General features: G+C 65.8%; 18 protein-coding genes and 1 pseudogene. 12 read left to right on the top strand and 7 right to left on the bottom strand.

Annotated elements, in window-relative coordinates; translation table 11 throughout:
• Positions 1-6 precede the first annotated feature (6 nt).
• Complete coding sequence (locus ACR9Y6_RS08725; RefSeq protein WP_481280932.1) at positions 7-915, top strand: hydroxymethylglutaryl-CoA lyase; 909 nt, start codon at positions 7-9, stop codon at positions 913-915.
• 5 nt (positions 916-920) lie between these two features.
• Here ACR9Y6_RS08725 and ACR9Y6_RS08730 read toward each other — a convergent pair whose 3' ends face one another.
• The 3 genes from ACR9Y6_RS08730 to ACR9Y6_RS08740 form a co-directional block, all read right to left on the bottom strand.
• Positions 921-6074, bottom strand: coding sequence for an RHS repeat domain-containing protein (locus ACR9Y6_RS08730; protein ID WP_481280933.1), 5154 nt, complete (start codon positions 6072-6074; stop codon positions 921-923).
• A 50-nt stretch (positions 6075-6124) separates the two neighbouring features.
• Positions 6125-7195 (bottom strand): hypothetical protein, encoded by a 1071-nt coding sequence (locus tag ACR9Y6_RS08735; RefSeq protein WP_481280934.1) that lies wholly within the window; start codon positions 7193-7195, stop codon positions 6125-6127.
• 171 nt (positions 7196-7366) lie between these two features.
• Complete coding sequence (locus ACR9Y6_RS08740) at positions 7367-12040, bottom strand: RHS repeat-associated core domain-containing protein (RefSeq protein ID WP_481280935.1); 4674 nt, start codon at positions 12038-12040, stop codon at positions 7367-7369.
• Between ACR9Y6_RS08740 and ACR9Y6_RS08745 the strand changes: the two genes are divergently transcribed.
• A complete protein-coding gene (locus tag ACR9Y6_RS08745; protein ID WP_481280936.1) occupies positions 12039-12494 on the top strand; it encodes a hypothetical protein in 456 nt (151 codons plus the stop codon). The two genes, ACR9Y6_RS08740 and ACR9Y6_RS08745, sit on opposite strands and share 2 nt — an antisense overlap.
• Here the strand turns inward: ACR9Y6_RS08745 and ACR9Y6_RS08750 are convergent.
• A complete protein-coding gene (locus tag ACR9Y6_RS08750) occupies positions 12491-13627 on the bottom strand; it encodes a hypothetical protein (RefSeq protein ID WP_481280937.1) in 1137 nt (378 codons plus the stop codon). The two genes, ACR9Y6_RS08745 and ACR9Y6_RS08750, sit on opposite strands and share 4 nt — an antisense overlap.
• Before the next feature lie 408 nt (positions 13628-14035).
• Between ACR9Y6_RS08750 and ACR9Y6_RS08755 the strand changes: the two are divergent.
• The 10 genes and pseudogenes from ACR9Y6_RS08755 to ACR9Y6_RS08800 all read left to right on the top strand — a co-directional run.
• Positions 14036-14521 (top strand): annotated as a pseudogene (locus tag ACR9Y6_RS08755) (GNAT family N-acetyltransferase); the annotation flags it as partial.
• 75 nt (positions 14522-14596) lie between these two features.
• Entirely contained in the window at positions 14597-15007 is a 411-nt protein-coding gene (locus tag ACR9Y6_RS08760; protein WP_481282709.1) for a GNAT family N-acetyltransferase, read from the top strand.
• Entirely contained in the window at positions 15004-15573 is a 570-nt protein-coding gene (locus ACR9Y6_RS08765; RefSeq protein ID WP_481280938.1) for an N-acetyltransferase family protein, read from the top strand. Before ACR9Y6_RS08760 ends, ACR9Y6_RS08765 begins: the two co-directional genes overlap by 4 nt.
• Before the next feature lie 93 nt (positions 15574-15666).
• The gene (locus ACR9Y6_RS08770) at positions 15667-16434 is read left to right on the top strand and encodes an SDR family NAD(P)-dependent oxidoreductase (protein WP_481280939.1); all 768 of its coding nucleotides are present in this window, start codon (positions 15667-15669) and stop codon (positions 16432-16434) included.
• Between the two features lie 20 nt (positions 16435-16454).
• Entirely contained in the window at positions 16455-17021 is a 567-nt protein-coding gene (gene efpL, locus ACR9Y6_RS08775; RefSeq protein WP_306847907.1) for an elongation factor P-like protein EfpL, read from the top strand.
• A 67-nt stretch (positions 17022-17088) separates the two neighbouring features.
• Positions 17089-19158, top strand: coding sequence for an FUSC family protein (locus ACR9Y6_RS08780; protein ID WP_481280940.1), 2070 nt, complete (start codon positions 17089-17091; stop codon positions 19156-19158).
• Positions 19159-19268: 110 nt separating this feature from the next.
• A complete protein-coding gene (locus ACR9Y6_RS08785) occupies positions 19269-20294 on the top strand; it encodes an amidohydrolase family protein (protein WP_481280941.1) in 1026 nt (341 codons plus the stop codon).
• A gap of 95 nt (positions 20295-20389) precedes the next feature.
• Entirely contained in the window at positions 20390-20887 is a 498-nt protein-coding gene (locus ACR9Y6_RS08790; RefSeq protein WP_481280942.1) for a hypothetical protein, read from the top strand.
• An 18-nt stretch (positions 20888-20905) separates the two neighbouring features.
• Positions 20906-22183: a kynureninase gene (gene kynU, locus ACR9Y6_RS08795; RefSeq protein WP_481280943.1), complete on the top strand. Its 1278-nt coding sequence runs from the start codon at positions 20906-20908 to the stop codon at positions 22181-22183.
• Positions 22180-22881: a hypothetical protein gene (locus tag ACR9Y6_RS08800; protein WP_481280944.1), complete on the top strand. Its 702-nt coding sequence runs from the start codon at positions 22180-22182 to the stop codon at positions 22879-22881. Before kynU ends, ACR9Y6_RS08800 begins: the two co-directional genes overlap by 4 nt.
• Here ACR9Y6_RS08800 and ACR9Y6_RS08805 read toward each other — a convergent pair.
• From ACR9Y6_RS08805 to ACR9Y6_RS08815, 3 genes are all read right to left on the bottom strand, one after another.
• On the bottom strand, positions 22878-24155 hold the full coding sequence (locus ACR9Y6_RS08805) for a glutamate-5-semialdehyde dehydrogenase (protein WP_481280945.1): 1278 nt from the start codon (positions 24153-24155) through the stop codon (positions 22878-22880). The two genes, ACR9Y6_RS08800 and ACR9Y6_RS08805, sit on opposite strands and share 4 nt — an antisense overlap.
• An 11-nt stretch (positions 24156-24166) precedes the next feature.
• Positions 24167-25294 (bottom strand): glutamate 5-kinase, encoded by a 1128-nt coding sequence (gene proB, locus ACR9Y6_RS08810; RefSeq protein ID WP_481280946.1) that lies wholly within the window; start codon positions 25292-25294, stop codon positions 24167-24169.
• Between the two features lie 147 nt (positions 25295-25441).
• Positions 25442-26746: an argininosuccinate lyase gene (locus ACR9Y6_RS08815; protein ID WP_481280947.1), complete on the bottom strand. Its 1305-nt coding sequence runs from the start codon at positions 26744-26746 to the stop codon at positions 25442-25444.
• Positions 26747-26751: the final 5 nt, after the last annotated feature.

Raw genomic sequence — 26751 nt, forward strand, 5'->3', positions numbered from 1 at the left:
ACCCGCATGAACGCATCGAATCACGTCCGCATCGTCGAAGTCGGCCCGCGCGACGGCTTGCAGAACGAAAAGACCCTGTTGCCCGCGGCGGTGAAGATCGAGCTGATCGACCGCCTCTCCGCCACGGGCCTCGCCACCATCGAGGCCACCAGTTTCGTCAGCCCGAAATGGGTGCCCCAGCTTGCGGACGCCACCGAGGTGTTTCGTGGCATCCGCAAGGCGCCTGGCGTGGTCTACCCGGTGCTCGTGCCGAACCTGCAAGGTTACGAACGTGCCCGCGACGCCGGGGCCACCGAGGTGGCCGTGTTCACCGCGGCGTCCGAGGCGTTCAACCGCGCCAACATCAACGCCTCGATCGACGAGTCCATCGATCGCTTCATGCCCGTCCTCGAACGAGCGCGTGCCGATGGCGTCGCCGTGCGCGGCTATGTGTCGACGGTGCTCGGCTGCCCTTACCAGGGTGAGGTCGCCGTGACCGATGTCGTGCGCGTCGCGCGTCGCCTGCACGAGCTGGGTTGCCACGAGATTTCGCTGGGCGACACCATCGGCGTCGGCACCCCGACGAAGGCACGCGACATGCTGCGCGCCGTGGCCGGCGAAGTGCCGATGAATGCCTTGGCCGTCCATTTTCACGACACCTACGGACAGGCGCTGGCGAACATCCTGTCCTGCCTGGACGAAGGCGTGCGCGTGGTCGACAGTGCGGTCTCTGGAACGGGCGGTTGCCCGTATGCCAAGGGCGCCACGGGCAACGTCGCCAGCGAGGACGTCGTGTACATGCTGCATGGCATGGGCATGACGACGGGTATCGACCTGGACAAGCTCATCGAAACCGGTGCGTGGCTCGCCGCACGGCTAGGCAAGGAGACAGCCAGCAGGGTCACGCGGGCACGCAACGCACGTGAGGAAGGATAGACGGATCACCGGCGCGGCGGCACGACCATATGTGTTCGCGTCCCATCGCGAGCCAGGCGCAGGGCTTCGCTCGACTGGCGGAGGGCATCCATCTCTCCGGTCTGCATGAATCGTCGAAAGAGGCCGGCGGACTCCGCCAGGCGCTCTTGCGCAAACGCGTTGTCGCGGGGAATGTTCATCCCTTCAATCGCGCCGACAAGCTCGTTGTCGGTGAATCCGCTTCCCACGAGGTCGCCCTGCGAGAGCTGGTTGAACGGGGCGGGTGAAGGTGTTCTCCTGGCACCGAGCAAGGTCGCCACATGGTTCCATTCATTGCCGATGCCGTCCGGAAATACCTCCGCCATGCGTGGAGTAACGAGGTTCTCGGGCATGGATAGTCCCCGGCTCAACCGCTGCGCGGCCAGGTTCACCCTGGAGGCACCCGTCATCCCGCCCCAAGGGTTCGATGACGGTACGACGCCCTCTGCCGCCTCCCCGGCAAAGCCGGGATTTACCCGCCCCCGTGGCGCAGTGGGATTCCCGCGTGACCCGATCGCGCTCACCTTGCTGGGTTTCCCACCGGCATTGCGGAGCCGCCAGGGCAGTTCACTGAGCGATTTATAAGCACCGCGTACCTTGCCGGCTCCTGAAGCCATCGCACGGCCGACACGCGAAGCGGCCACCGCCGGCGCCGCGCCCACGGCGGCCGAACCGATGCCATAACCCATGGACATCCACCCCAACACGTTGCCTTCGGATTCGTGCCCGGTTTCATTGAGCGCGACCGACGCGGCACCCGTCGCGACCGACAACACGCCGACTCCGGTCGAAACCACGGCCGCCGCCTGGGTGAAGGTCACCGCCGCGCCGGCCCACAACGCGGCCGCGGCTGGGGCGAGCGTACCCATCGAGGCGGCCACGCCGATCGCCGTGCCGATCGCGCCGATGCCGACGATCAGCCAGTCCAGCCAGCCCTCGCCGCTGGGATCGATGCGGTTGACCGGATCGCCAGAGACATAGGCATAGGCATTGAGTCCGCCGTGCCCGAAGGGACTGGCCGCATCGGGACTGTGGAAGCGCATCAAGCGTGGGTCGTAGACCCGATAGCTGCCCAGCAGGTACCAACCCACGTCACGCTCCTTGAGTTCCCCCGCATAGGCGATATCGCTGCCGCCCTCCTCTTCCGGGCGGTACCCGTAGACACCATAGGCTGGCGAGGCCAGCGTGGCCCCCACTTCGCTCACGACCGAACCCTGTGCATCGGTACCCAGCAGGACCGTATGCGTCCCCACGGCATCGGACGTGCTTTGCGCCACGCACGCGCCGTCGAAGGCATGGAACGACGACGACGTCACGCCGTCGCTCTCCCGGGCCACCCGGCCATCCCGGTAATAACGGAACCGTGTCGGAGCCGGTCCACCGACCGCGCCCACCCGGTCCAACGGGTCGTAACGATAGTCCTGCCAGGCGCTCCCGCGCGTCCAGCGGACCAGCCGTCCCGCCACGTCGTACTCCATCCGGCGCTGGGCCTCGTCGTACTTCAGGTTTCCGCAAGCGTCGTATTCCAACGGGACGATCTCTTCGCTGGCACCCTGCACGCGTTCGATCCGGATGAGCTGGGTCGGATCGTCCAGCGCATAGGTGAAGCTGCTCTTCCTGGGTGGGACGTCCATGTCCGCGTACGTCGTCTCCAGCGTGAGCATGTTGTCCAACGCGTCGAACGTGAACCGTTGCCCGGCTATCGCGAGACCCCACGGATCGATGGGCGCATGGATACCCGTGCAGGCATATTCCAGCAGGCGCCCACGGATATCGTAGTCATACGACTCCTCGCGCGAACCGTCCTCGGAAAGCCAGGTTCGCGTGCGGAGCTTTGCATCGGCGGTATACGTCTGGGCCAGCGTCTGCGTTCGCGTGGCCGCTCCACTCCGCGAGACAAGCACGCGTTCGATTTCACGGCCACCGTCGTCGTAGGCCAGCGACATGTCGATGGAACGCTCGCGGTCGGCGGATTCGGTCTTGATCCTTCGCGTGCGCGAGAACGCGTCGTATACGAACTCGACTCCCAGCGTGTCGTTGTCGACCCTCGAGACCCTTCCACATTCGTCATACCGGAGGCCGCTCGTTTCGCCGTCGACAAAGGTATACGTCGCCGGCAGGCCAAGCAGGGTATAGGTGTAGGTGGCGTGCTCATCATGCGTGCCGAAGCGAAAGCGCTCGGCCCGCACGCGTCCGCTGGGCAGGTATTCGATATCGTGTTGGCCGAGCGCATTGGCCGCGGACTGGAGCTGACCCAGCACAGGGTGGTAGTCGAAAAGACATTCCACCGTTCTCGCCCGATCCGTGATCGCGGTCAGGCGGTGACCCAACTGCTTCTCGTACGTACAGGAAAGTACGTCCTCCGATGGCAGGTGGATCTCATCCGGCTCACCGGAACGGGTTGTCCGGTAGACGTATCGGATTTCGCGCGAGCCGCTGCGAAACAGCGTGCGCCTGTCGAGGCCGTCGAATGCCTGCCGGCCGAGTTTGGCATCCACCTCCACCGTCCCGCCAGCCGGCGTATGGCGAACGCCGGTCGTTTCGACGAGCTCGTGGTCGGCGTGCCTGGCGTACGTCCGATACACGACCGAACCGTCGGGCAAGGTGATCTCCACCACCCTGTCGTACTCGTCGTAGCTATAACAGGTCACCTTGTCCGGCAGGCCGGGCGCGGATTCGGTGTCGGAAAGGCAATGCCCCCATCCGTTGTACGTGTAGCTTCGCCACGATCGGGGCACGCCTTGCGCGTCGCGCCGCTCGATCCGCAACGGCCAGCCATGGATACCGAATGTCACATACGAATGCTCGCTCAGCTCACGCACGCCGGAACCTACCGCTTCACTCCAGCGATCCTCGGTGCGCTCGATGGGATCCACCAGGACATGGGCGACGACGCCATCCGGTGCGATCGACATCTGGAGATTTCCCCACGCGTCGTAGACGTGCCGCGTCGTCAGGGACAGCTCGCCCGATGTGCCGGAGGCCAACGGCACCGCGTGGTCCGTCGTGGTCTCGGATAGCGTTTGTCCGAGCGCATTGAAGCTCGTACGCGAGATCTCACGCTCGATACCGTCGTCCAGCCAGTTCACCGCCAACCGGCGCACCGCACGACCGAAGCCGTCCAGCTCGGTACGCGTGCGCACGCCCGTCACGCTCGTTTCCTCGTACCAGCCTCCGGCATGCGAGAGCGCGTAATGCACCTCGCTCGTCGCGGCGAAGGCCGTGTCTTCCGCCATCGTCTGCCTGACCTTTCGACCGAAAGCGTCATGCGCATGGCGCATCACGGAGCCGTCCGGGCTTTCCTCCATCACGATCGTTCCACTGAGCAGCGACCGCGCGCTGCGGGTCGTCAGGGACAATGCATCGTCGTTGCCCGTGCTGGCGGTCACGGTGGTCGTCATGAACAGCACCGCCTCGTCGGCCGCGTTCGCACCGGCGTTCTTCGCGGTTCCCACGACATAGGCATAATCGGTCTTGGCGTCCACGCCATGCACCGTCGACACCACCTCCAGCAGTCTTCCGTGGTGCGCGCCGCCATCGGCGACGAACGACTGCCGGGTCTCGCTCAACGGTTCGGCGAGCACGCGCCCGTCGACTTCGCGATGGATGCCCTCGTAGACGGACAGCAAGTGCCCCGGCCCTTTGCCGTCGACGGCGGGGATCACCTCGTAGGCGTGCCGTGTCACCTTGATGTCGCCCACGGCGCCGGCCGGCGGCCGCATGCGTTTCTCCTTGAGGCAACGCACGAAACCCAACGGATCGGCGGGACAATCGTTTCCTTCACCGCTGACGGGATAGTAGGAAAAGTATTCATGGGCACCGGTAGGGTCGCCATGGACAATGCAATTTCCGTCGTTGTCGTAGGCGCGCGTTTCCACATCCTCGCGAACCCGGTCGGGCTCGCCTTCGCGGTAGTACCGCGTCCTCACCTCGACCGGCAGCTGGCACCACGGCACCTGGCTGGCGAACGAGATCGATGGATCCTCGTCGTACACCGTCACCGTCTCGGTCACGCAACCGGCCTGCGAGGCAAGTTCCCGCGTCAGCAGGTGGAAACGGTTGAAGGTCCGTTCCACCGTGCGCGCCGCCTGGATGCCGTCGTACTGCGTTTCCGTGGAGCTGTATTCGTAACGCCGCCCCTCTGGCATCACCACCCGGTACAGGTTGTCTTCGTCGTCCAGCCAGGTCGCCAGCGCCCCATGGCCGAAATAGTTGCGGGTCGAATACGTATAGCGTGTTTCCATCACCGGTTGCCCGTGGCCCGGGTCGCGACGGCATGCCACGACCACCGGCATATGGCTCAGCGGTTGGTTGCCGCTGCCCGGCAGCGCATGGCCGTCCTGTCGGTAGACGACTTCTTCCCGGCCGCCCGTGGGCACCGTGGTATTCGTGAGTAGGAGCAAGCCCGTGGTCGTCGCTTCGTATCCGAACAACCAGCCATCGCCGTAACCATCCGGCAAGGCCAGTTCCGCCAGCCGGCCGTTGGTGAAGCGAAAGGTGAACGCCATGGCCTGCGCCGTCTCCGGATGCAGGCGCACCACCGTGGCACCCTCCTGGTCGTAATCCACGGCCAGCAGCACCCGCCCGGTACCATCGATCATCTTCCGCAGCCTGACGATCCCGTTCGCCGCGCCCTGCTCCAACGTCACCGCATGGCCCTCCGGTGAACGTACCTCGCGCAACACCGCCACGCCGTCGCTTCCCGCATCGGTGCGCAGGCGCTCGGACATCCCCGACTTGTGCACGATGCGGTAGTCGCCGTCGAACCCCTCCCGGATCAGGTCGAACGTGCGCAGCTTGCGGTCCTTGAATGTCGCCCTGTCATCGACGAAGGTATCCACCCGGAACGACTCGCCACTGGACAGCGACAGCCGTTTGCGCCGCGTGTCGTAGCGTGTGCTCGCCAGCGACCAGCCGATGCCGAAACCCGCATCCACCGGATTGAGCGCACTGAAACCCAGGCCCAGCCCCACCGTCGGGCCGCACAGATTGTTCGCCGCCACGCCCGGCAGGCTGACCGTGCAGGAGTACATACCCGTGCGCGGATCGACACCCGTGTTCACCGCGCTCAGGAAGTTATAGGCATTCGAGTGGATGCCGCCGGTTTCGGCGGGGACTAGCGCTTTGCCGTCGTCCGTCATACATGCCTCCATGCGCTGCACATCGATCCTTGCCGATCCCGGCAAGCGATTTACCTATAAAGGACCAGGGTCCATCGTCCCTCGCCCAGCGTGCTCTTGAACCGCACCTTCAAGGTATTCGCGTTGCCGTACCAATCGGTCGTGGTCAAGGTGAGCGGGCCATTCGGCTTGCCGCTTTCGTAGGCGATGTCCTGCCGCCCCACCAGGACGATGACGCCTTGCTTCTCGTCCGCGGAAGGCAGGGTGGGCAAAGCCGTCGGCCCCACGGGTACCGCGTCATCCCAGATCAACTCGGTGCTTCCCGGCTGGGCATACCCCGTGAAACACGCACGGTGCTCGCCGTGCACCTTGTCATGCCACTGGATCATGCCCCCGGGCGACACCACCATCGACCTGATACCGATCACGATCCCCCGCGGATCCTTGAACGACAACGTGTAGCGATGGACGGAGTCGGGGTTGTAGTCGGGCTGGCCAGGGGACTCGCTGCCTCCCTCGTCGCCGGAAAGAATGTCGCGCTCCCAGGGATAACTATCGATCGCCCACACCTCCGGCGTCACGCCCTCGACATCCTCCCTGGAATCATGGTCCGCGTCATGCTCGACACCTTCATCATCGAAGCGCCTGCCGTTTGTCAGGTACGTCCACCCGTCGTCGCATTCCACGTACGCGCACAACGACATGCGTTGGGCGGAGCCTCCCCGATTGGCGATATGAAAGTAGCGGAACACGCTGGCTTGCGGTGAGGATGCCGGTCCGGGATACGAGGCATCCGGGCGCGCCGCCGCAGCCGGATGGGAAAGGTAGCCCTTGTCATAGGTCGTGTCCTCGGCGCCGGCCACGCCCGGGCTTGTCATCCATCCCGTCGCCGTGCCCGTATCAGGAGGAAGACGGCGACTTTCATCGGCGAACGCGATGGTCAGGCTGGCCAGTTCCGTTTCGGTCGGTACACCCGGCTTGCCCGTCAACGTGTCGTTGAATGCCAGCTCGATCTTGAACTTGATCTGTTGGACGCCGTTCGTATACGCCTTGTCACTGGCCGAAACACGGACGAGCTTGAACGTCGTGATCTCCCAGGCCGGCCTGGTTTCGGCGCGTTTCGTGATTATCTCGTTGTTCACCCTGAGCCTCCTGGCATGCGAGTGTGTGATGGCCGATTCGAGTCCCTCTTGACCCGGACGGGATCGGCAATAGGCCGTGGATGACCGCTGCGATAATTCGCTGGCCGGTATCGGCAAGGGACATCGAATCCGCCCATTCCGCTCCCGGCCGGGGAGGCAACCACGCATCGATCAGACGGCGCTCTCCCCGTCGCGGAATCGATCGAGAACACCCTTCCTGAAAGCACTGCTCTCCGTGTGTATCCCGAACTCCTGCAGATCCACCGACGCTAGCGAGTCCTCCGGTGACATTACCCGCGATGGCGATGCCGCGCCCGACTCGCCCGGGGGTGGCGATGGAGACGTCGGGTTATCGAACCTGACTTGCCGTCTTAGCTGAGGACGCTGGCCCGCATGGCTCTCCCCAGACGTCGCGTTACTTATAACCGAGGACGTACGAGACCTGTTCACGGGGGATGCCGCGTCACCGGCGCGGGACGCCATGCGACTGGCTCGGGACGCCACGCGACTGCCCGCGCGCGATACCGCGCGACCCATGGCGGATCCCGCCTCGCGCGCTGCGCTGCCGGCCGCCTCGGCCACGTTGACGATCCTCTGCGAGACCACACGCGCGCTCGTTCTGACAAAGCGACTCGTGGTCCTTCCCAATTCGAGGACCGACGCTTTCCACGCCCATCCTGCCGAGAGGGTTCCTGCGAAGACGCCGGCGCCCGCAAACCACTCGGCTCCTTCGCTCCAACCCGCCCGCTCGGCAATGACAGATGTCGTATCCGCTGCCGCGCCCGCGACAGCCCCGATGACTGAAAACGTCGTATAGATTTGCGCTGCGGACACGGTCGCCCCCGTCTCGGCAGCGGCGGCCGTGGATCCGGCGACTGCGAGGGGTGCCGCTGTCATTACCGCACGTGCGGCTGACATGGTCGCTGTGAGGGCGGCCCCGACGCCCGGGGCAGTAACCGTCGCAGCGAGGGCCATCACGCCAAGCGTTATGAGCGTCAGGGTATCGATCCAGCTCTTTCCCGTGGGATCCGCCCGGCTCACTGGATTGCCCGCGCAGTACGCATAGGCGTTCAAGCCACCCTTTCCGAAGGGACTCGAGGCGTCGGGACTGTGGAATCGCATCAAGCGAGGGTTGTATGCCCGATAACTGCCCAACAGGTACCAGCCGGTATCGCGGTCCCTCAGCTGGCCGGCGAATGCGACGTCGCTGTCGCCCGAAGCCTCCGCCCGGTCTCCATAGGCGGTATAGACCGGTTGCTTCATGTCATCCGATGCTTCGCAAACTACCGAGCCCTGCGCGTCACTGGCAAGCAAGATGACCTTGCGGATGGCGCCGGCGATCGTGCTTTGCGCCAGCGTGTCGCCAGCCACGCGATGGTAGGTGCACGAGGCGCGCTCGCCGGACTCGTGGGCCACCCGGTCGCCCTCGTAGTAGCGGTATCGTCGATCATCGTCTTCGACGATACAGCCCACCCTGTCCAGGGCGTCATACCGATAGGACCGTCCCGCCTGCCCGTGCGTCCAGCCCACGAGACGGCCAAGCGCGTCGTACTCGAGTTTCCGCCCGGCCTCGTCTCGCACGAGGTTGCCCGACGCGTCATGGGCGACCTCCAGGATGACATCCGGCCGGCCGGCTTGTATTTCCACCAGACGCGCAAGCTGGGTCGGATCGTCCTTCGCATAGTCGAACCTGCTGTACTTTTCCGGCTCGAACGGACTCACGAAGCGGGTGACCACTTCGCGAACGTTGTCCAGGGCGTCGAACGTGAACCGCTGTTGCGCAATCGCATGACCCGACGGATCGAGTGGTCCATGCATGCCCTCGCAATCGTATTCGACCAGCCGTCCACGGGCATCGTAGCCATAACGTTCTTCGCGAACACCCTCTTCCGTCACCAGCGTGCGCGTCGCGATCTCGCCGCCAGGCGTATACGTCTGCACCCACTGCTGCGTTTTGACGATCGGCCCGGCGCGTGCCGTGATGTCCCGCCGGCACTCGCGACCGTGTTCGTCGTATGCCGTGGCCATGAGCGAGGACAGGGAGCCGTCGACGGTTCCTGTGGCGACGCGGAGCGTCCTGCCGAAGGCATCGTAGGCGATTTCCGTTGCGATCTCGTCGGATTCCAGCGCGTGAAGTCGTCCGAGCGGGTCGAAGGACAGCCGACATTCGGCGCCGTCGACGCCCGTGTACCGGGTAAGTTCACCCTTGAGGGTATAGTCGGAACAAACCGCGATCCGCGATTGACCTTCATGGATGAACGTCGTCTTCGCCAGACGGCCAGATGGAAGGTACTCCATGGTCTGGGTGCCGAGATCGTTGCTCGCCCGCAGCAATCCGCCATGCACCTTGTCATGTTCGAATACCGTTCGCTCCTGCGGTAGCTGGCCTCGGCTCGACAGTTCGACAAGGCGATCGTCGAGGTACTTCTCATATCCGCATGTCAGCAATTCACCGGATGGGAGGTGTATCTGTCGCGGCTCCGTCGAACCTGGCTCATAGGTATAGCCGGTCTCGCGCCGGCCTGCCCGCCGCATCGTGAGTCGCCCTGCCCCGTCGAACGTCTGTTTGCCGAGCTCGACACCCCTGCCGCCGATCGAAACGTGGTGCACGACAAGGCTCTCGAGCCATGGCTGATCGCCATGCGGCGCGTACCTGCGGCTGACGACCGACGTGTCGGGCAATATCGACTCGCTGAGCCTGTCGTATGCATCGTAGACATAACGGGTGACATGCCCTTCGGCATCCGTTTCCGCGACGCACCGGTCGAGCCCGTCGTACTCGTAGCGCCGGTCGACTTGCGTGCCCTGGCTGTCGAGCCGCTCGATCAGCAAGGGCTTGCCGCTCTGGCTGGTCGTCGTACGTTTGCGACGACTGCGACCTACCGATCCGTCGGCAACGACTTCGTCATACTCGTCGGTCACGAGACCGATCGGGTCGACACGGCTCAACGAGCGCATGCCGGAAGGATGAAGCGTTTCCGCGCGGTTGCCCCATCCGTCGTAACGATAGAAGGTCTTGAGGACCAGTGCGACGTGTCGCGCCTTTTTCGACTTCCAGCCGGAGACGGGCACATCGACGTCGGCGGTGGTCTCCGACACGGTGCGGCCGAGCACATCGAACGTGGCGCTCCGGATCTCGTGTTCGCGGCCGTCGGATTTCCAGTCGACGGCCACCTGCCTGACCTCGCGGCCGAAGCCATCCAGCTCCACGCGGGTCCGTCGCCCCACCACGTCGGTCGTTTCCACCCAGCTGCCCGCGTGCGCCAACATATAGCGCTTCGTCATGCTGGCGGCAAACTCGGAATCGGCGGAAGCTGTCTCCTCGACCAGGCGTCCCAGCCCGTCGTAAGCGATTCGCTTGATGACGTGCCTCGCGTCTTCTTCCATGACGGCACGCCCATCGAAGAGCGAGCGGGCATCCATGCTGACCTCTGTCTGGCTATCCGCGCCATCGCTGCCGATGCGCGTGGTCGTCGTGACCAGCACCGGAAATGGCTCGCCCCTTGCATCCCTCTCGGCGTCACGTATCGCATAGGTCATGGCGATCGTCGTCCTGCCTATGTCGCCGACCACGCGCAACGTGCCGAGGGGACGACCGTGATGCATGCCGCGATCGTCGATGACGGCGTAAGTTTCGTCGCTCAGCAGGATCGACCCGCCATCGCCGTTGTCCGCATACGACACCGCGCTTCGGGGGACCAGATGATCCGGGTCGTCGGCGATCAGGGAGACAAGCGGTTCGTAACGGTAAAGGGTCGACCGCACCGGCCCGACCGTACCGTCCGGCGGCGATGCGCGCTTCTCCCTCAGGGACCTGACGAACCCGAGCGGATCGGCCGGACATTGCCCCTCGACGCCTTCGATCGGATAGTACGTGCGCGTTTCCAACGCGCCTCGGGCGTCGCGGTGCTCCAGCAAGTTGCCGTGCTCGTCGTAGGTGCTCGTTTCCACTTCTTCGCGAAAACGCTCGGGTTCCGCCAGCCGGTAGAACTTCGTTCGCGCCTCGATCGGCAACTGGCACCAGGGCTCCTGCCTCTCGAACGATTGCGAGGGGTCCTCGTCGTAGACGGTGACCACCTCGGTGACACAGCCATCCTGCGTGGTCACCTCGCGCGTCAGCAGGTGGAAGCGATTGAAGGTCCGCTCCACGGTCCTCACCGCGTGCAAGCCGTCCATGGTCGTTTCCGTCGAGCTGTAGACGTACGCCTGTCCCGCCGGCGCCACGATCCGATACAGGTTGTCCTCGTCGTCCGTCCAGTCGTCCAGCGCGCCGTAACCGAAGAAATTGCGCGACGAGTACGTGTATCGCATTTCGGTCCGGGGTTGCCCGTGACCGGGATCACGCCGGAACGTCGACACCACCGGCATGTGAGTCAACGGCCGGTTCGTTCCCCCGGGGAGCAGATGGCCCTCCAGCTTGTAAATGGCTTCTTCACGACCGCCGGTCGGTACCGTCGTGCTCTTCAGCAGCAACAGGCCCGTGGACGTCTTCTCGTAACCGAAAGACCAACCGTCGCCGTAATCTTCCGGCAAGTCCACCCGCACCAGCACATCGTTGGACTGATGGAAGACGAACGCGCTCGCCCGCGCCGACCCCGGACGGAGGTGAACCACCGTCCGACCGATGGTCTGGTAGTCGATCTCCAGCAGCTTGCCCGTGGTGTCGGAGGCACTCATCAGCCGGGTCACCCCATTCGCCGATCGCTGCTCAAGCGTCACCACATAGCCTTCCGGCGAACGAACTTCGCGTAACACCGCAATGCCGTCGCTGCCCAGGTCGCCGCGCAGCAACTCCGACATCCCCGATTTGTGCACGATCCGGTAGTCGTCGCCCTCCTGGCGCATGTCGAACGAACGCAGCTTGCGATCCTTGAAGGTCGCCGTGCCGCTGACCGTGTCCACCCGGAACGACTCCCCGCTGGACAGGGTCAGGATCTTGCGCCGGCCATCGAAACGCGTGGTCGATATCGACCAGCCAAGTCCGAAACCCGCATCGACCGAATTCAACGCGCTGAAAGTCAGGCGGAAGCCCACGGTCGGACCGCACAGGTTATTGGCCGCCACGCCCGGCAGGCCGATCGAGCACGAATACATGCCCGTGCGCGGATCCACTCCCGTCGTCACGCTGCTCAGGAAGTTGAACGCGTTCGAATGCACCCCGCCCGTCTCGGCCCGCGGATCACGTTTTCGTTTCCTGGCGGACGGCGCCTCGCGCGACCGGTCGGGCCGCGCAGTGGCGCGTTTCGCTGACTTCATTCCCTTGTCCATGTGCATTCCATGTCGTCGTTCGTCAGGCTAGCCCCAGGTTGCGATGTCGATGTCGTCGATTTCCGGGTAACGGAACTTGATCGTCAACCGATGGGAATTACCGAACTCGTCGACGACCGTCACGTTGGCGGCCTTCCGTGGCGGCGCAGCCGATGACCCGCTCCAATAGAAATGCATATTGTCAGTGAAGCTGGAAGCGACCACCTGCAACGCACCGGGCTCGGGCTGCACGATTCGTGGATCCGGGAATAACGTTGAAATGTTCTGCCACCCGTCGTGCACGTGAACACTCGGCGGCAGTCCCTGGCCGATACTGGGCCACGCGCCCGGCTGGGCCATGATGGTGAACACCGCCTCCCACGGCCCCCAATCACCCTCGTGCCACCAGATATTCGGTCCCTCCGCGCCATACTCCAGTCGAAGCAGCCTGATTCGCACCTGACGAAAGGTGAGCCAGATGTAGTAGTCGTTCACACGGTGCCAACTGTCTTCCAGCCGGTTGGTTCCGCGAATATGGAATCCATCTTCGCCCAGCTGACTCACCGGCAGGGTCAACGGAGGTTTCGCATCGATGTACACGGAGCTATCGAAGCTTCCAGGCCCATTCCCCACAGCTCCTGGCCGCGTCTCGATCGGCTGATCCTTTCCAGGTGGCAGGATCGATATCGCGATCCGCTGGACGGCCGGCGCATCGACCACGACAAAGATGTCCATGGAATCCTGGTCGGCAGGCAGTGGCCCAAGCCGTAGTGGAAGCGAATTATCGTTGCATGCGGGCGATGCCGCGTCCGCATGCCCGGCGACCAGCACGCTTCCCGGGATGAGCGTGTCGTTATATGTGTACTCATTCGGTTCGAATCGAATATGCCAGGGCGGCCCCAGTTCCTGTCCTGTCTCATAGTTGATGATCTTCAACGACCTCTTGCTCTCTTCCGTCAGGCGAACCCAGACGCCGTCCTCGTTACGCGCGGAAAGCACCACGCGCAAGCGCACTTGCTGCCGACCATTGGCGTACACCTTCGCCACTGGCACGCTGCCATCCTCGGCCCGCGGCGGATGCTCGACGTAGAAGGTCTGGAGATACGTCCAGGGACTTTGTTCCTCCCGTCCCACCGTGCCTCTGCCGGGTTCCTTTAACGGGGTCACGTGACTCTTTTTCTTCATGACGGCATTCCCTTTTTGTCGTGACGTCCTGCTCGGTTTCGTTCTCTGGGCGCGCGGTTCCGCGAAGCCGCTTATCTCTTGGAGAGCACCCGTTCCAGCCGTCCCGTGGCTCGACGGGTACGCAGGGTTCCTTGCGAACCTGCTGCCGGGTGCTGGAACCCCGCTCCGCGGTTCCCCCCGATGTTTGCGCCGCGACCGCCGTTGTTTTCGCCTTCTTCATGCAGGCATCCTTGAATCAGCTGTTCCTTGCTGAGCCGGTAGCCTCTGCCGCGTGCGCCCCCCTGGCAATATGTCCTCCGTTGTAGGCGCGCATGGCGCCCGCGCGTACTCGCCGAGGGCGGCGGTGCGCGCCGTGGGCATATCCGGCTAACATCACGATGAAACGTCCCGCCGAGCCGCAATGACCTCATGACGACGCCGTTCACCATCCGCCCCATCGAGCCCCGCGACGATACCGACATGGCCGCCGTGATTCGCCACGTCATGCCGGAATTCGGTGCCGATGGCCCCGGCTTCGCCATCCACGATCCCGAAGTGGACGGCCTGTCCGCCGCCTATGCGCGACCGCGCCATGCCTATTTCGTCGTCGAGAAGGACGGTCGTGCCATCGGCGGAGCGGGCATCGCCCCTCTGGAAGGCGGCGACGAGAACACCTGCGAACTACGCAAGATGTACTTCCTGCCGGCGGCACGCGGCATCGGAGCGGCCTCACGACTCATGCGCCGCTGCCTGGATGCCGCTCGCCGCGCCGGTTTCCAGCGCATCTACCTGGAAACGTTGACCGGCATGGATGCCGCGCAGGCGCTTTACCTGCGCCATGGCTTCGCGCGCATCGACGCGCCCATGGGCGGCACCGGACATTTCAGTTGCGACCGCTTTTTCCTGCGCCACCTCAACGATGGCGACCTCATCGTCGCGCCCGAGCCGCCTGTACTCCTGTTCGCGATCGACGACCCGGACCGCGCCGACGTGTTGCCCCTGATCGAACAACTGCACGGCTACCTCTCCGACCTCTACCAGCAGCCGCCACCCCGGTACGTGGGCGTGGAAAGCCTGCGGCAGCCCCATGTGACCTTCATGACGGCGCGCGTCGACGGCATCCCCCTGGCCTGCGGTGCCGGCGTGGACCATGGAGACTACGTCGAACTGAAGTACATGTACGTCGTACCCGCCTGCCGCGGCATGGGACTCGGCAAGCAGATGCTGGAAGCGCTTGAGGCCCAGGTACGCGCGGCTGGCGGCACGAAGGTGAAACTGGAGACCGGCACGGCGCAGACCGAATCGATCGAGCTTTACGAGCGTTCCGGCTACCGGCGCTGCCCGCCCTTCGGCGACCATCACGCCCATCCCGCCAGCATCTTCATGGAAAAGCCACTGTGATCCGCATTGCCACCGAGGCGGACGCCGCCGCCTGCCATGCCATCTACGCGCCCGTCGTGGAGACCAGCGCGATCACGTTCGAGACCGAACTTCCCGGCGAGGAAGCCATGCGCGCACGTATCCGCGGCAAGCTGGCGAACCACCCCTGGCTGGTATGGGAAGATGAAGGCGAAGTGATCGCCTATGCCTACGCGGGCCGCTTCCGTGAGCGCGCGGCTTACGACTGGATCGCCGAGACCTCGATCTACGTGCACGAGAAAGCCCGCCGCCGTGGCATCGCCCGCCGTCTCTACGGCGCGTTGCTCGGGACCATGCGCCTGCAAGGCATCAACCAGGCCGTCGGCGTGATCACGCTCCCTGGCGATCCCAGCGTGGCCATGCACGAATCCATGGGCTTCGCGCCGGCCGGCGTGTGGCCGAAAGCCGGCTACAAGCTCGGCCGGTGGTGGGACGTGGGCGTATGGAGCCTGTTCCTGGCCGAACCGACCACACCCCCACCCGCGGTCGTTCCCTTCGCCGGGTTGGCGGAATCGAACGCCCTGCATGCGTTCCTTGCCGCATCCTGACCACCTCGCACGTTCGTGTGCCGATGCACAAAGCCATCGGCGGCACCCTCGGCTAAGATGTGCCTCTTTGCCAGTCGCACCAGTGGAGTCTTCATGCAGCTCGAACAGGTCAGGGCCGTCATCACCGGCGGCGCATCCGGTCTGGGTCACGCCGTCGCCCGACGTCTCGTCGCCGCCGGCGCGAAGGTGACGCTCTTCGACGTCAACGAGGAAAAGGGCCAGGCCGCGGCCTCCGCCCTGGGCCCTCTCGCCACGTTCCAGCGCACCGACGTCACCTCCGAGGAGAGCGTGGCGACGAACGTCGGCGCGGCGCGCGAAGCGATGGGCGGGCTGAACGTGGTCGTGAACTGCGCAGGCATCCTGGGCGCCGGGCGCGTGCTCGGCAAGGAGGGTCCCATGCCGCTGTCGACCTTCACCGGCACCGTCATGGTCAACCTCGTCGGCAGCTTCAACGTCGCCAAGGCGGCCGCGCAACTCATGCAGGCCAATACCGCCGGCGACGACGGCGAACGCGGCGTGATCGTCAACACCGCCTCGGTCGCCGCCTATGAGGGCCAGATCGGCCAGGCCGCCTATTCCGCCTCCAAGGGCGGCGTGGTGGGCATGACCTTGCCGATGGCGCGCGAACTGTCGCGCTTCGGCATCCGCGTCAACACGATCGCACCCGGCATCTTCTGGACGCCGATGGTCGACGGCATGCCGCCGCAGGTGCAGGAGTCCCTGTCCGCGTCGATCCCGTTCCCGTCGCGCCTTGGCAGGCCGGAAGAGTTCGCTGACACCGTGGCCTTCATCCTCACCAGCCGTTACCTCAACGGCGAAACGATCCGCCTCGACGGCGCCGTTCGTCTCGCACCGAAATAATCCACTCCAAGCCGAACCCCATGAAAGCATCCGAAGTAAAGAAGGGTAATGTCGTCGAGAACGATGGCACCGTGTACCAGGTCCGTGACATCGAACGCAGCGCGCCCACCGCGCGCGGCGGCAACGTCACCTTCCGCTTCACCCTTTACTCCATTCCCGGCAACCGCAAGTACGACCTCAGCCTGCGCGCCGACGACGAGTTGAAGGAAGTCGAGCTCAGTCGCCGCCAGGCGAAGTTCTCGTACATGGACGGCGACGCATTCGTCTTCATGGACGACGAAGACTATACCCAGTACGTCCTCGGCCCCGAGGTGGTCGGCGACAACGCCGGCTACGTCGTGGAAGACCTCGAAGGCTATTTCGTGCAGGTGATCGACGATGCGCCGGTCGGACTCCAGGTGCCCACCTCGGTGGTCCTTGTCGTCACCGATACCGCGCCGGAACTGAAGGGCGCCAGCGCCACCAAGCGGACCAAGCCCGCCACGCTCCAGACCGGCATCGAGGTACAGGTGCCGGAATACATCACCACGGGCGAAAAGGTGACCGTGAACACCCTCACCGGCGAGTTCGCCGGCCGCGCCTCGTGAACGCCGGGGACGGAATCGTGACCACCCGGTTCCGTCCCGCTTCGCCGCTCGCCAGCCCACACGCATCATGAGCAATGGCTACTCGTTCCGTGCCAGCGTCATCGACGCGCTGATCCGGACGAAACGACCCGATGTCCCTCTGCGGGTCGCGCTGCGCAACACCGCGGCGGTGGTGTTGCCACTGGCGCTCGGCATATGGCTGGGCTATCCGCAGGTCGGCATCGGCATCGCCGCCGGCGCGCTCGATACGATGTTCTCGGATCAACCGGGCCCGTACCAGCAACGCCTGAGCCGGCTTTTCCTCGCCGCGCTGGCGGCCGGTGCGGCCGCGCTGGTCGGCTTCCTCATCGGCGACTGGATCCTGCCGATGAGCGTCGCCTGCGCCGTGTGCGGCTTCCTCGGCGGCATGCTCGTCGTATTCGGCCCCGACATCGCCAGGGTGGGCATGACGAGCATGCTGCTGCTCGTGATCACCGCGGCCACGCCGAAAGACCTGGCCGGGTCGATGGCCGGCGGAAGCCTCATCTTCGCCGGCGGCATGTTGCTGGCGGTGTTCTCGATAGCGGCGTGGCCGTTGCAACGCTACCGTCCGGAACGGCTCGCCCTGGCCACGGTCTATCGTGGCCTCGCCGAACTCGCCCGCAAGCCGCAGAAGGACGGCGAGGCGCCCGGCCTCACCGACGCCATGAACGCCTTGCAGAGCACCCTGCTCGGCCGCCACCACGCACGTGGCCGCGCCATGGAAGCCTTTCGGGTGCTGCTGGAACTGGCCGAGCGCATCCGCCTGGAATTGATCGCCATGGCGGAGCTGGAAACCCGTCGCGACGGCATGGGCGAGATGTTCCGCAACGATGCCGCGCGGGTCCTGGCCGCGACCGCCGATGCCCTCGACGCCGCCGAACCACCGCAACGGGCCGAACGTGCGCTGGCCACCTTGCAGGCGAGCGAGCGGGCGTTGCTGGCCGGGTCCGCCGGGATGGGCCTGGGTGCGCATATCCAGGCCCTGTCCGGCCAGCTCGCGGCCGTGGTGCGCAACACCAACTGGGCCGGCTCGCGCGGCGAGGAACGCGCGCAACGAGCCGAGACGGCATTGCCGGAAACGCTGCGCAGCGCATCGGCGCTGTCGACGCTGCGCGCCAACCTGACGTCCGGCTCGGTGGCCTTCCGCCATGCGGTGCGCTGCGCGGTGGTGCTCACCCTCGCCTTCGCCGTATCGCGCTATTACGCCCTGCCGCACGGTTATTGGTTGCCGATGACGGCCGCCATCGTGCTGCGCCCCGACTTCGCGGCCACCTTCAACTTCGGCCTCTTGCGCGTTGTCGGCACCGTGCTCGGCCTCATGCTGACCACGTTCGTGCTCCGCCTCACCCCGGACGCGGCCTGGGCGCATCTCGCGGTGATGGGCGTGCTCTGCGTCGCCTTCCGTTATCTGGCCGTGGCTCACTACGGCGTCGCCGTCGCGGCGCTGACGGGCACGGTGGTCGTCCTGCTCTCGTTCGAGGGCGTGGACCCGTTCTCCGCGATGTCCGACCGAGTGCTCAACACCGCGTTGGGCAGCGGCCTGGCCCTGATCGCTTATGTACTCTGGCCTTCGTGGGAGCGGCATCGCGCGCGAAGCGCCCTTTCGGAAATGCTCAGCGCCTACGCGGATTACCTCGATGCGCTGGTCGGACCCGCCGACCGCGGCGCCCGTCACGAAGTGCGCATGGGCACGCGCACCGCGCGCACCAACGCCCAGGCATCGCTGGACCGCATGCGCGCCGAACCCGGTACACCCGCGGTGCTGCTCGAACTGGCGGAGACCCTCTACGCCAACGGCAATCGCCTGGCCCGCACCGCCATGAGCCTGGAGTCGCTCATCGATGCCGACGAAGTGCCGGATGAATGGGCACATGTCGGCCCGTTCATCCGCGAAGCCTCGGTGGCGTTGCGCGCGCAGGCCGAGGCACTGACCCGGGTGGAGGCCATCGCCATGCCACCGGGCCTTCGCGAACACCAGCGCGCGCTGGTGGAGGCACTGTCGCGGACGAAGGATCGCGAACTGGCCGAAGCGGTGGGGCGCCTGACGGACCGCCTCACCGACAACGTCGATACGATCGCGCACGTGGTCAACCGCCGAAGCACGGCTCCGGCCTGATCGCCGCTGGACGGCTCCCACAAGGCGATCGCCTGCCGGCCACCGCCCGTCGCGGTCGCTTGTTGCACCGCGAGAGGCCCCGTCATGCCCCCGGCGCTACACTCGACCCCATGCTCAAGATCGATACCCACGCGCACATCCTGCCCCGTGACTGGCCCGATCTGGCGGCCCGCCACGGCGACGACCGCTTTCCGGTGATGACCCATTCCGGCGGTCACCACCGGATCTACAAGGACGGCAAGTTCTTCCGCGAGGTATGGGACTCGGCCTTCGACCCGGGGCATCGTATCGCCGACTACGCACGCTTCGGCGTCGGCGTGCAGGTCGTCTCCACCGTACCGGTGATGTTCTGCTATTGGGCCAAGGGCCACCAGGCACTGGAGTTGCACACACACCTCAACGACGCCATGGCCGCCGTGTGCGAAGCACACCCGCGCCACTACGCCGGCATCGGCACGGTGCCCTTGCAGTCGCCCGCCCTGGCCATCCGCGAACTGGAACGCTGCATCGACGAACTCGGCTTGCAGGGCGTGCAGATCGGTTCGCATTGCAACGCGTGGAACCTCGATGCGCCGGAGCTGTTCCCCTTCTTCGAAGCCGCCGCCGACCTCGGCGCGGCGATCCTGGTCCATCCCTGGGACATGATGGGCACCGACTCCATGCCCAAGTACTGGCTGCCGTGGCTCGTCGGCATGCCCGCCGAGCAATCGCGCGCGGCCTGCGCGTTGATTTTCGGTGGCGTGCTGGAACGGCTGCCCGAGCTGAAGATCATGCTCGCCCACGGCGGTGGCAGCTTTCCCTACTCCATCGGCCGCATCGAACACGGGTTCCGCATGCGTCCGGACCTCGTCGCCACCGACAACGCGCGGAACCCGCGCGAGTACATGTCGCGCCTTTACTTCGACTCCTGTGTGCACGACGCCGCCGCGCTGCGCTACCTGCTGGAAACCGCGGGCACGGACCGGGTGATGCTCGGCACGGACTATCCCTTCCCGCTGGGCGAGCAGGAACCCGGCAGCGGGATCGAGGCCCTCGGCCTCGACGACACCGCGCGAGCCCGCCTGTTCCACGGCACCGCCCTGGAATGGCTCGGCGTGCCCAAGACGCGTTTCCAGGCGGTAGCCGCCGTGGCGTGACCGGGAGCACAGCGCCTGCGCCATGCGCCGACGGCCGCTGTGCAAGAATGCCGCTGGTAACGCGGCAGCGCCGCCATCTCCAGGGACCCCTCATCGTGAACCGCCCTTTGCGTGCCCTCCTGATCGCCTCCGTCCTGGCGAGCCCCGCCCTCTACGCGGCCGATGTCTCCATGGCGGGCGGGGATATCCGCTTCGCGGTACCCGACCATTGGGTCCCGATCATGCAGTCCGAGGGCGAGAAGGAAACCCAGGTGTTCCAGGTACCCGGTTCCAGCGCCGCCGACGCGACCCTGGCCCGCGTCTCGATCGCGGTGCAGAAGGTACCCAACCTCAACGGCTTCCAGCAGTTCGCCGGCAACCTGCGCAGCCATGCCACGGCCTTGCCCGAATACGCGCCAGGCAAGGCGAATTCACCGACCGAGAACGTCTACACGGCGAAGGAAGGATCGGTGAAGCTCGACTATTTCGAGCGCTATTTCTACAGCAAGGGCTACGCGATCCAGTTGCGCTGCGTCCGTCCTGCCGGCGACGCGAAATTCAGCGCGGCGTTCGACAAGGGTTGCGCCGACGTGGCCGCCCACATGCCTTCCTGATCCCGGGACTTATCGTTCATGACTGCTTTCGAAGCGACGCGCGCGTGGGCCGATGCCCAGGACGCCGCCGATCCGCTGCGCGACTTCCGCGGAGAATTCCACATTCCGTCCCACGATGGACGCGACACGCTGTACTTCTGTGGCAATTCGCTCGGCCTGCAACCGAAGGGCGTGCGCGCCGCGATCGAGGCGGAACTCGCGGACTGGTCCGAGCTTGCGGTGGAAGCCCATTTCCGCGGGCGCTCGCCGTGGATGCACTACCACGAGTATGTGCGCGAGACGATGGCCGACGTGGTGGGTGCGCAACCGCATGAAGTCGTGGCGATGAACACCCTGGGGGTGAACCTGCACCTCATGATGGTCAGTTTCTACCGCCCCACGGCGGAGCGGCCGGCGATCCTGATGGAAGCCGGTGCCTTCCCCACCGACCGTTACGCCCTGGAGTCCCAGGTACGTTTCCATGGTTTCGATCCGTCCGCCGACCTGATCGAAATCCAGCCCGACGGCGCCGGCGGCACGCTATCCATGGGGGCGATCGAGCGCGCCATCGCCGAGCACGGCCATCGCGTGGCCCTGATCGTGTTGCCGGGCGTGCAGTATCGTACCGGCCAGGTTTTCGATCTCGCATCGATCGTGCGCCTCGGCCACGCGCGAGGTTGCGTCGTCGGCTTCGACCTCGCTCATGCCGTGGGGAACCTGCCGCTGGCATTGCACGACAGCGGCGCGGACTTCGCCATATGGTGCACGTACAAATACCTCAATGCGGGCCCTGGCGCGGTCGCCGGCTGTTTCGTCCATGATCGGCACGCCCATGCGGACGTGCCGCGCTTCGCGGGCTGGTGGGGCCACGACAAACACACGCGCTTCAAGATGGGCCCGCAATTCGTCCCCACGCCGGGCGCGGACGGTTGGCAGATCTCCAATCCGCCCATCCTGGCGCTCGCGCCGTTGCGTGCCTCGCTGGATGTATTCCGTCGCGCGGGCATGCCGCGCCTCGTCGAAAAAAGCCGCCGGCTCACCGCCTACCTCGACTGGCTGATCCGCGCACGCCTCGACGACGCGCTGGACATCGTCACTCCCAACGACCCGGCGCAGCGCGGTGCGCAATTGTCGGTGCGCGTGCGCGCCGGGCGCGACGCGGGACGCGCATTGTTCGAATACCTGGAAGGACAAGGCGTCATCGGCGACTGGCGCGAACCGGACGTGATACGCCTCTCGCCCACGCCGCTCTACAACCGCTACTCGGATTGCCTGGGCGCCGTCGAAGCCATCGAAGCATGGCGCTCGCAGGCATGAGTGAAAGCGATATCTATCCCTCGCCCTACAGCGAACGCGGCAGCGGATTCGCGGTGCAGGGCGTCACGCACTGGCTGCGCGTCGTGCCTGGGCGGGTGCTGCTGGGACTGAAGGCCGGCGGCTTTCCCGTCACCCTGCCCGCGCGCCCCGCGGGCCTCAGCCATCCCGGCATCCAGGCGAAGGCCAATGGCTACGAGACTGCCATCGACGATGTCAGCAGCCAATGGCTGCGCGAAAACCCGGACGTGTGCGATCGCTATGTGGCCGCGCTTCGTGAGGTCCTGAAGCAGCCTCGCGTGCGGCTGGACGGCTATGCCACGCATGCCATCTTCATGGGCTCGGTGGAACTGTTCGCGGGCCCGCGCCTCGACCGCGTCAACCTGGAGCTGGACGATGAGGACGGCTCGTTTCCGCGCGCCCTCGAACTGCTGCGCGACGCTCCGCGCGATACACGCACGGCGTTCGCCATGCCGTTGGAACCCGGCATGGGCAGTTTCGAAGATCCCTTGTTCCTCGCGGGGGAACAGGCATGGATCGATGGCGAGCGCGTGCTGATCGAATACACGCCCGATGAAGGTGGACGTGCGGAGACGGTCGCGCTGAACCGGAATGCGCTGGCGGATGCCATCGAACGCGCATGGTACGCGATGATGGATGTCTCGGAACGTATCCGTGCGGAGCTTGGGCGGCCGGCTTAACCGCCCTCCCTGGCTGGTCCGGGCGGATGCCGCACCTGCCCTTCCCCACGCACCACGAAGCGCTCGACCGTGAGCGATTCGGTGCCCATCGGGCCATAGGCATGCAAGCGCGTGGTCGAGATGCCGATCTCGGTGCCGAGGCCAAGCTCGCCCCCGTCGCTGAAGCGCGACGAGGCGTTGACCATGACGACCGCCGAACGGAGTGAATGCACGAAGTGTTCGGCGGTTGCTCCATTCCGCGTCGCGATCACTTCCGTGTGATCGGAGCCGTAGCGGCGGATGTGCGCGATCGCCTCGTCGACGTCATCGATGACACGGACCGCGATAATCAGGTCGAGGAATTCGGCGGCGTAGTCGTCTTCAGTCGCGGTGGCGACATCGGCCACCACGGCGCGGACACGGTCGTCGCCGCGTACTTCGACCCCCTGTTCACGCAAGCGCGCGATAGCCCGCGGCAGGAACGAGGCGGCGACATCGCGATGAACCAGCATCGTTTCCAGCGCGTTGCATACGCCGGGCCGGGTCGTCTTGCCATCCATGAGCAAGCGCAACGCAAGGTCCTTGTCGGCATCCACGTCGACGTAGAGATGGCAGACACCCTTGTAGTGCTTGATGACGGGCACGCGGGCATGTTCGGCAACGAAGCGGATCAGCCCTTCGCCGCCACGCGGGATGGCCAGGTCGACGATATCGGTGAGCTTGAGGAGTTCCACCATCGTTTCGCGACGAGGATCCTCCAGGAGCGTCAATGCGGCCTCGGGCACGCCCTCCTCCCGCAACGCCCGGCACAGGGCCCGGGCGATGGCGACATTCGAATGCATCGCATCCGATCCGCCACGCAGGATCACCGCATTGCCCGCCATGAGGCACAGGGCGGCGGCATCGGCGGTGACGTTGGGACGGGCTTCGTAGATCATGGCGATCACACCCAGCGGGATACGTTCGCGCTCGACGACGATGCCGTTGGGCCGCGTTTCGCGACGGGTGATCACGCCGACGGGGTCGGGCAACGTGGCCACCTCGCGAATGGCGCCGACGATGGCGTCGACACGCCCTTCGTCCAGGCGCAGGCGGTCGAGCATCGCGCCGCTCGTCGCGTTCGCCACCGCCGCGTCCATGTCGCGTCGATTCGCCGCGATGACGAGGGCCGCATCGGTAGCCAATGCATCGGCCATCCGGTGAAGCAGGCGCCGCTTCGCCGCCGTATCCAGGCCAGCCACCACGGAGGCGGCGTCCCGGCAGGCGATCGCACGTTCACGCAGGGAAGATGGCATGGCGACCTCGCTCATTCGGGAAGGACCACGAGATCGTCGCGGTGCACGACGCTCTCACCGTAACTGTAGCCGAGCACGCCGTCGATCTCCCGCGTATGGCGCCGGGCGATGCGGCGGACGTCGCCGGCGGCATATTGCGAGACGCCTCGTGCGAATACGGCGTGGCCGTCGCCGATCTCGACGACATCGCCTCGCGCGAACTCGCCTTCGGCACCGATGACACCGCCCGGCAACAACGACGCACCACGCGATCGAAGTGCGTCCGCAGCACCGTCATCCACGACGATGCGGCCTCCGGCGGGCGTATGCCGCAGCCAGTACTTGCGCGCGGCAAGGCGGTTTCGCGGCGCGCGCAGGCGGGTTCCCGTGAGCACGCCCGACGCCAGGCGGCCCACGCAGGCGGCATCGCGACCATCGAACACGACGGTCTCGATACCGGCCGCCGCGGCCTTGATCGCCGCTTCCAGCTTCGTCCGCATGCCTCCGGTACCCGCGGCACTGCCCGCGCCACCCGCGCTGGCCAAGTGGCCGGGCGTGACCTCGGCGACATCGTCGACAGGCCGCGCGTCCGGATCGATGCGGGGATTGGCCGTGTATAGGCCGCCAATGTCCGAGGCGATGAGCAGCACGTCCGCGTCCACGAGCGCGGCGACGATGGCGGCGAGGTTGTCGTTGTCGCCTAGCTTGAGCTCATCGACGGCGACGGTATCGTTCTCGTTGATGACCGGGATCGTGCCAAGGGCGAGGAGTTCCCGCAACGTCGAGCGGGCATTGAGATAACGACGGCGGTTGCGCAGGTCGTCGTGGGTGAGCAGGACCTGGGCGACGGAGTCGGTGAAGAACCCCTGCCAGAGGGCGATCAGCCGCGTCTGGCCCAGCGCGGCCAATGCCTGTCGTCCGGCCAGGCCCGCGCCGCGCTCGGGCGTGGCGAGGCCGCGTCCCGCCGCCACCGCGCCGGAGGAGACGATGACGACTTCGCGGCCGGCCTCGCGACTGCGGGCGACGAAGGTCGCCAGTGCCTCGGCATACGTACCGGTGAGCGCGCCACCCGGCGCGGTCAACAGACTGCTGCCGACCTTGAGGACGGCACGGCGCCAGGGAGGCAGCGCTTGTTCGGTGAAGCCGGTCGACCTGGTCATGATTCGCACCCTCGTTATCGCCGACAGGGTCGGCTCCCACCGAACGATGCCGGTCACCGTGCCCTGGTGGGAGCCGATGCGCCCTGGTCGAAGCCACCCTGGTCGCGGCAGCCTGGTGGGAGCCGACCTTGTCGGCGATGGCCGCCCTCAGCCGGCCAAGGCGGCCAAGGCGGCCAACCGCGCCCGCAACATATCCAGCATCAAAGCGTTACCCGCCCCCGGCGAGGTCCTCGCTGCCAGGCTCGATTCCGGTGTGCGTCCGTCACCGGCCGAGGCCGCCGTTTCCGCCGCCGCGCGATACGCGTCGCGAAAGGGCACGCCGGCCGCCGCCTGCTCGATCGCCACGTCGGTGGCATACATCGCCGGCTCGATGGCCGCACGCATCCTGTCCGCCTTCCACTCGAAACGGGCGAGCATGTCCGGCAGCAGCTCGAGTGCGCCCAATCCCATGGAAAAACCATGGAACAGCGAGCCCTTCGAAAGCTGCAGGTCGCGCTGGTAGCCGGAAGGCAACGACAGCAGCTGCTCGATCTCGGTGCGCGCCGCGGCCACGCTGGCGTAGCTGGCACGCAACAGTTCCACGACATCCGGATTGCGCTTGTTAGGCATGATCGAGGAGCCGGTGGTGTACTCCGCCGGCAGCTTCACGAAATCGAATTCCGCCGTGGTGAAGAGCGAGAGATCCCACGCGAGGCGACGCGTATCGAGCAGCGCGGTACCGACAGCATCGAGCGAGGCCATCTCGAATTTCCCGCGCGACAGCTGAGCATAGATCGGCGAGACCTGCATCCGTCCGAAGCCGAGGGCCGCGGTCGTATGCGCGCGGTCGAGAGCGATGTTCACCCCGTACCCCGCCGCCGTGCCGAGCGGATTGGCGTCGATCAGTTCCAGGGCCTGGCGGGCCCGCAGCGTATTGTCGATGAAGGCTTCGGCGAACGCGGCGAACCACATGCCGGTCGACGACACCACGGCCCGCTGGATATGCGTATACCCCGGCATCGGCAACGGTTCGCCGGCGGCACGGTCGAGGCAGACCTCGGCGACGCGACGGCACAGCGACTCCAGCGCCAGGAGCTTTTCCTTCAGCCACAATCGCGTGGCGACCAGGATCTGGTCGTTGCGGCTACGCCCGGTATGCACCCGCCGCCCCGCATCGCCGAGGCGTTCGGTCAGGCGCGCCTCGATGGCCGAATGGCCATCCTCGAAACGCTCGTCGAGGACGAAGGCCCCCGCGGAAAAATCCGCCGCGAGGATATCGAGCTCCCGCAGCAGCGCATCGCGCTCCTGCATGGACACCACGCCGATGTTGGCGAGGCCTTCCACATGCGCCTTGCTCGCCGTGATGTCGTACAGGAAGAATTCGCGATCGAGCACGACGTCGTTGCCGGCGAGGAAACGCATGATGCGCGCGTCCACCTGTGTATCGGATTTCTGCCAGAGCGGTTGGGTCATGGTGG

It is taken from the genome of Luteibacter sp. TLI7-4A, assembly GCF_056754745.1.

Excerpts from the sequence above, each read along its gene's own strand:
- proB (WP_481280946.1), bottom strand. The coding sequence starts at position 25,294 with ATGACCAGGTCGACCGGCTTCACCGAACAAGCGCTGCCTCCCTGGCGC.
- ACR9Y6_RS08800 (WP_481280944.1), top strand. The coding sequence starts at position 22,180 with ATGAGTGAAAGCGATATCTATCCCTCGCCCTACAGCGAACGCGGCAGC.
- ACR9Y6_RS08745 (WP_481280936.1), top strand. The coding sequence starts at position 12,039 with ATGTCGAACGAACGCAGCTTGCGATCCTTGAAGGTCGCCGTGCCGCTG.
- kynU (WP_481280943.1), top strand. The coding sequence starts at position 20,906 with ATGACTGCTTTCGAAGCGACGCGCGCGTGGGCCGATGCCCAGGACGCC.
- ACR9Y6_RS08785 (WP_481280941.1), top strand. The coding sequence starts at position 19,269 with ATGCTCAAGATCGATACCCACGCGCACATCCTGCCCCGTGACTGGCCC.
- ACR9Y6_RS08740 (WP_481280935.1), bottom strand. The coding sequence starts at position 12,040 with ATGCGCCAGGAGGGCGACGACTACCGGATCGTGCACAAATCGGGGATG.
- ACR9Y6_RS08770 (WP_481280939.1), top strand. The coding sequence starts at position 15,667 with ATGCAGCTCGAACAGGTCAGGGCCGTCATCACCGGCGGCGCATCCGGT.
- ACR9Y6_RS08730 (WP_481280933.1), bottom strand. The coding sequence starts at position 6,074 with ATGACGGACGACGGCAAAGCGCTAGTCCCCGCCGAAACCGGCGGCATC.
- ACR9Y6_RS08725 (WP_481280932.1), top strand. The coding sequence starts at position 7 with ATGAACGCATCGAATCACGTCCGCATCGTCGAAGTCGGCCCGCGCGAC.
- ACR9Y6_RS08780 (WP_481280940.1), top strand. The coding sequence starts at position 17,089 with ATGAGCAATGGCTACTCGTTCCGTGCCAGCGTCATCGACGCGCTGATC.
- ACR9Y6_RS08750 (WP_481280937.1), bottom strand. The coding sequence starts at position 13,627 with ATGAAGAAAAAGAGTCACGTGACCCCGTTAAAGGAACCCGGCAGAGGC.
- ACR9Y6_RS08805 (WP_481280945.1), bottom strand. The coding sequence starts at position 24,155 with ATGCCATCTTCCCTGCGTGAACGTGCGATCGCCTGCCGGGACGCCGCC.
- ACR9Y6_RS08815 (WP_481280947.1), bottom strand. The coding sequence starts at position 26,746 with ATGACCCAACCGCTCTGGCAGAAATCCGATACACAGGTGGACGCGCGC.
- efpL (WP_306847907.1), top strand. The coding sequence starts at position 16,455 with ATGAAAGCATCCGAAGTAAAGAAGGGTAATGTCGTCGAGAACGATGGC.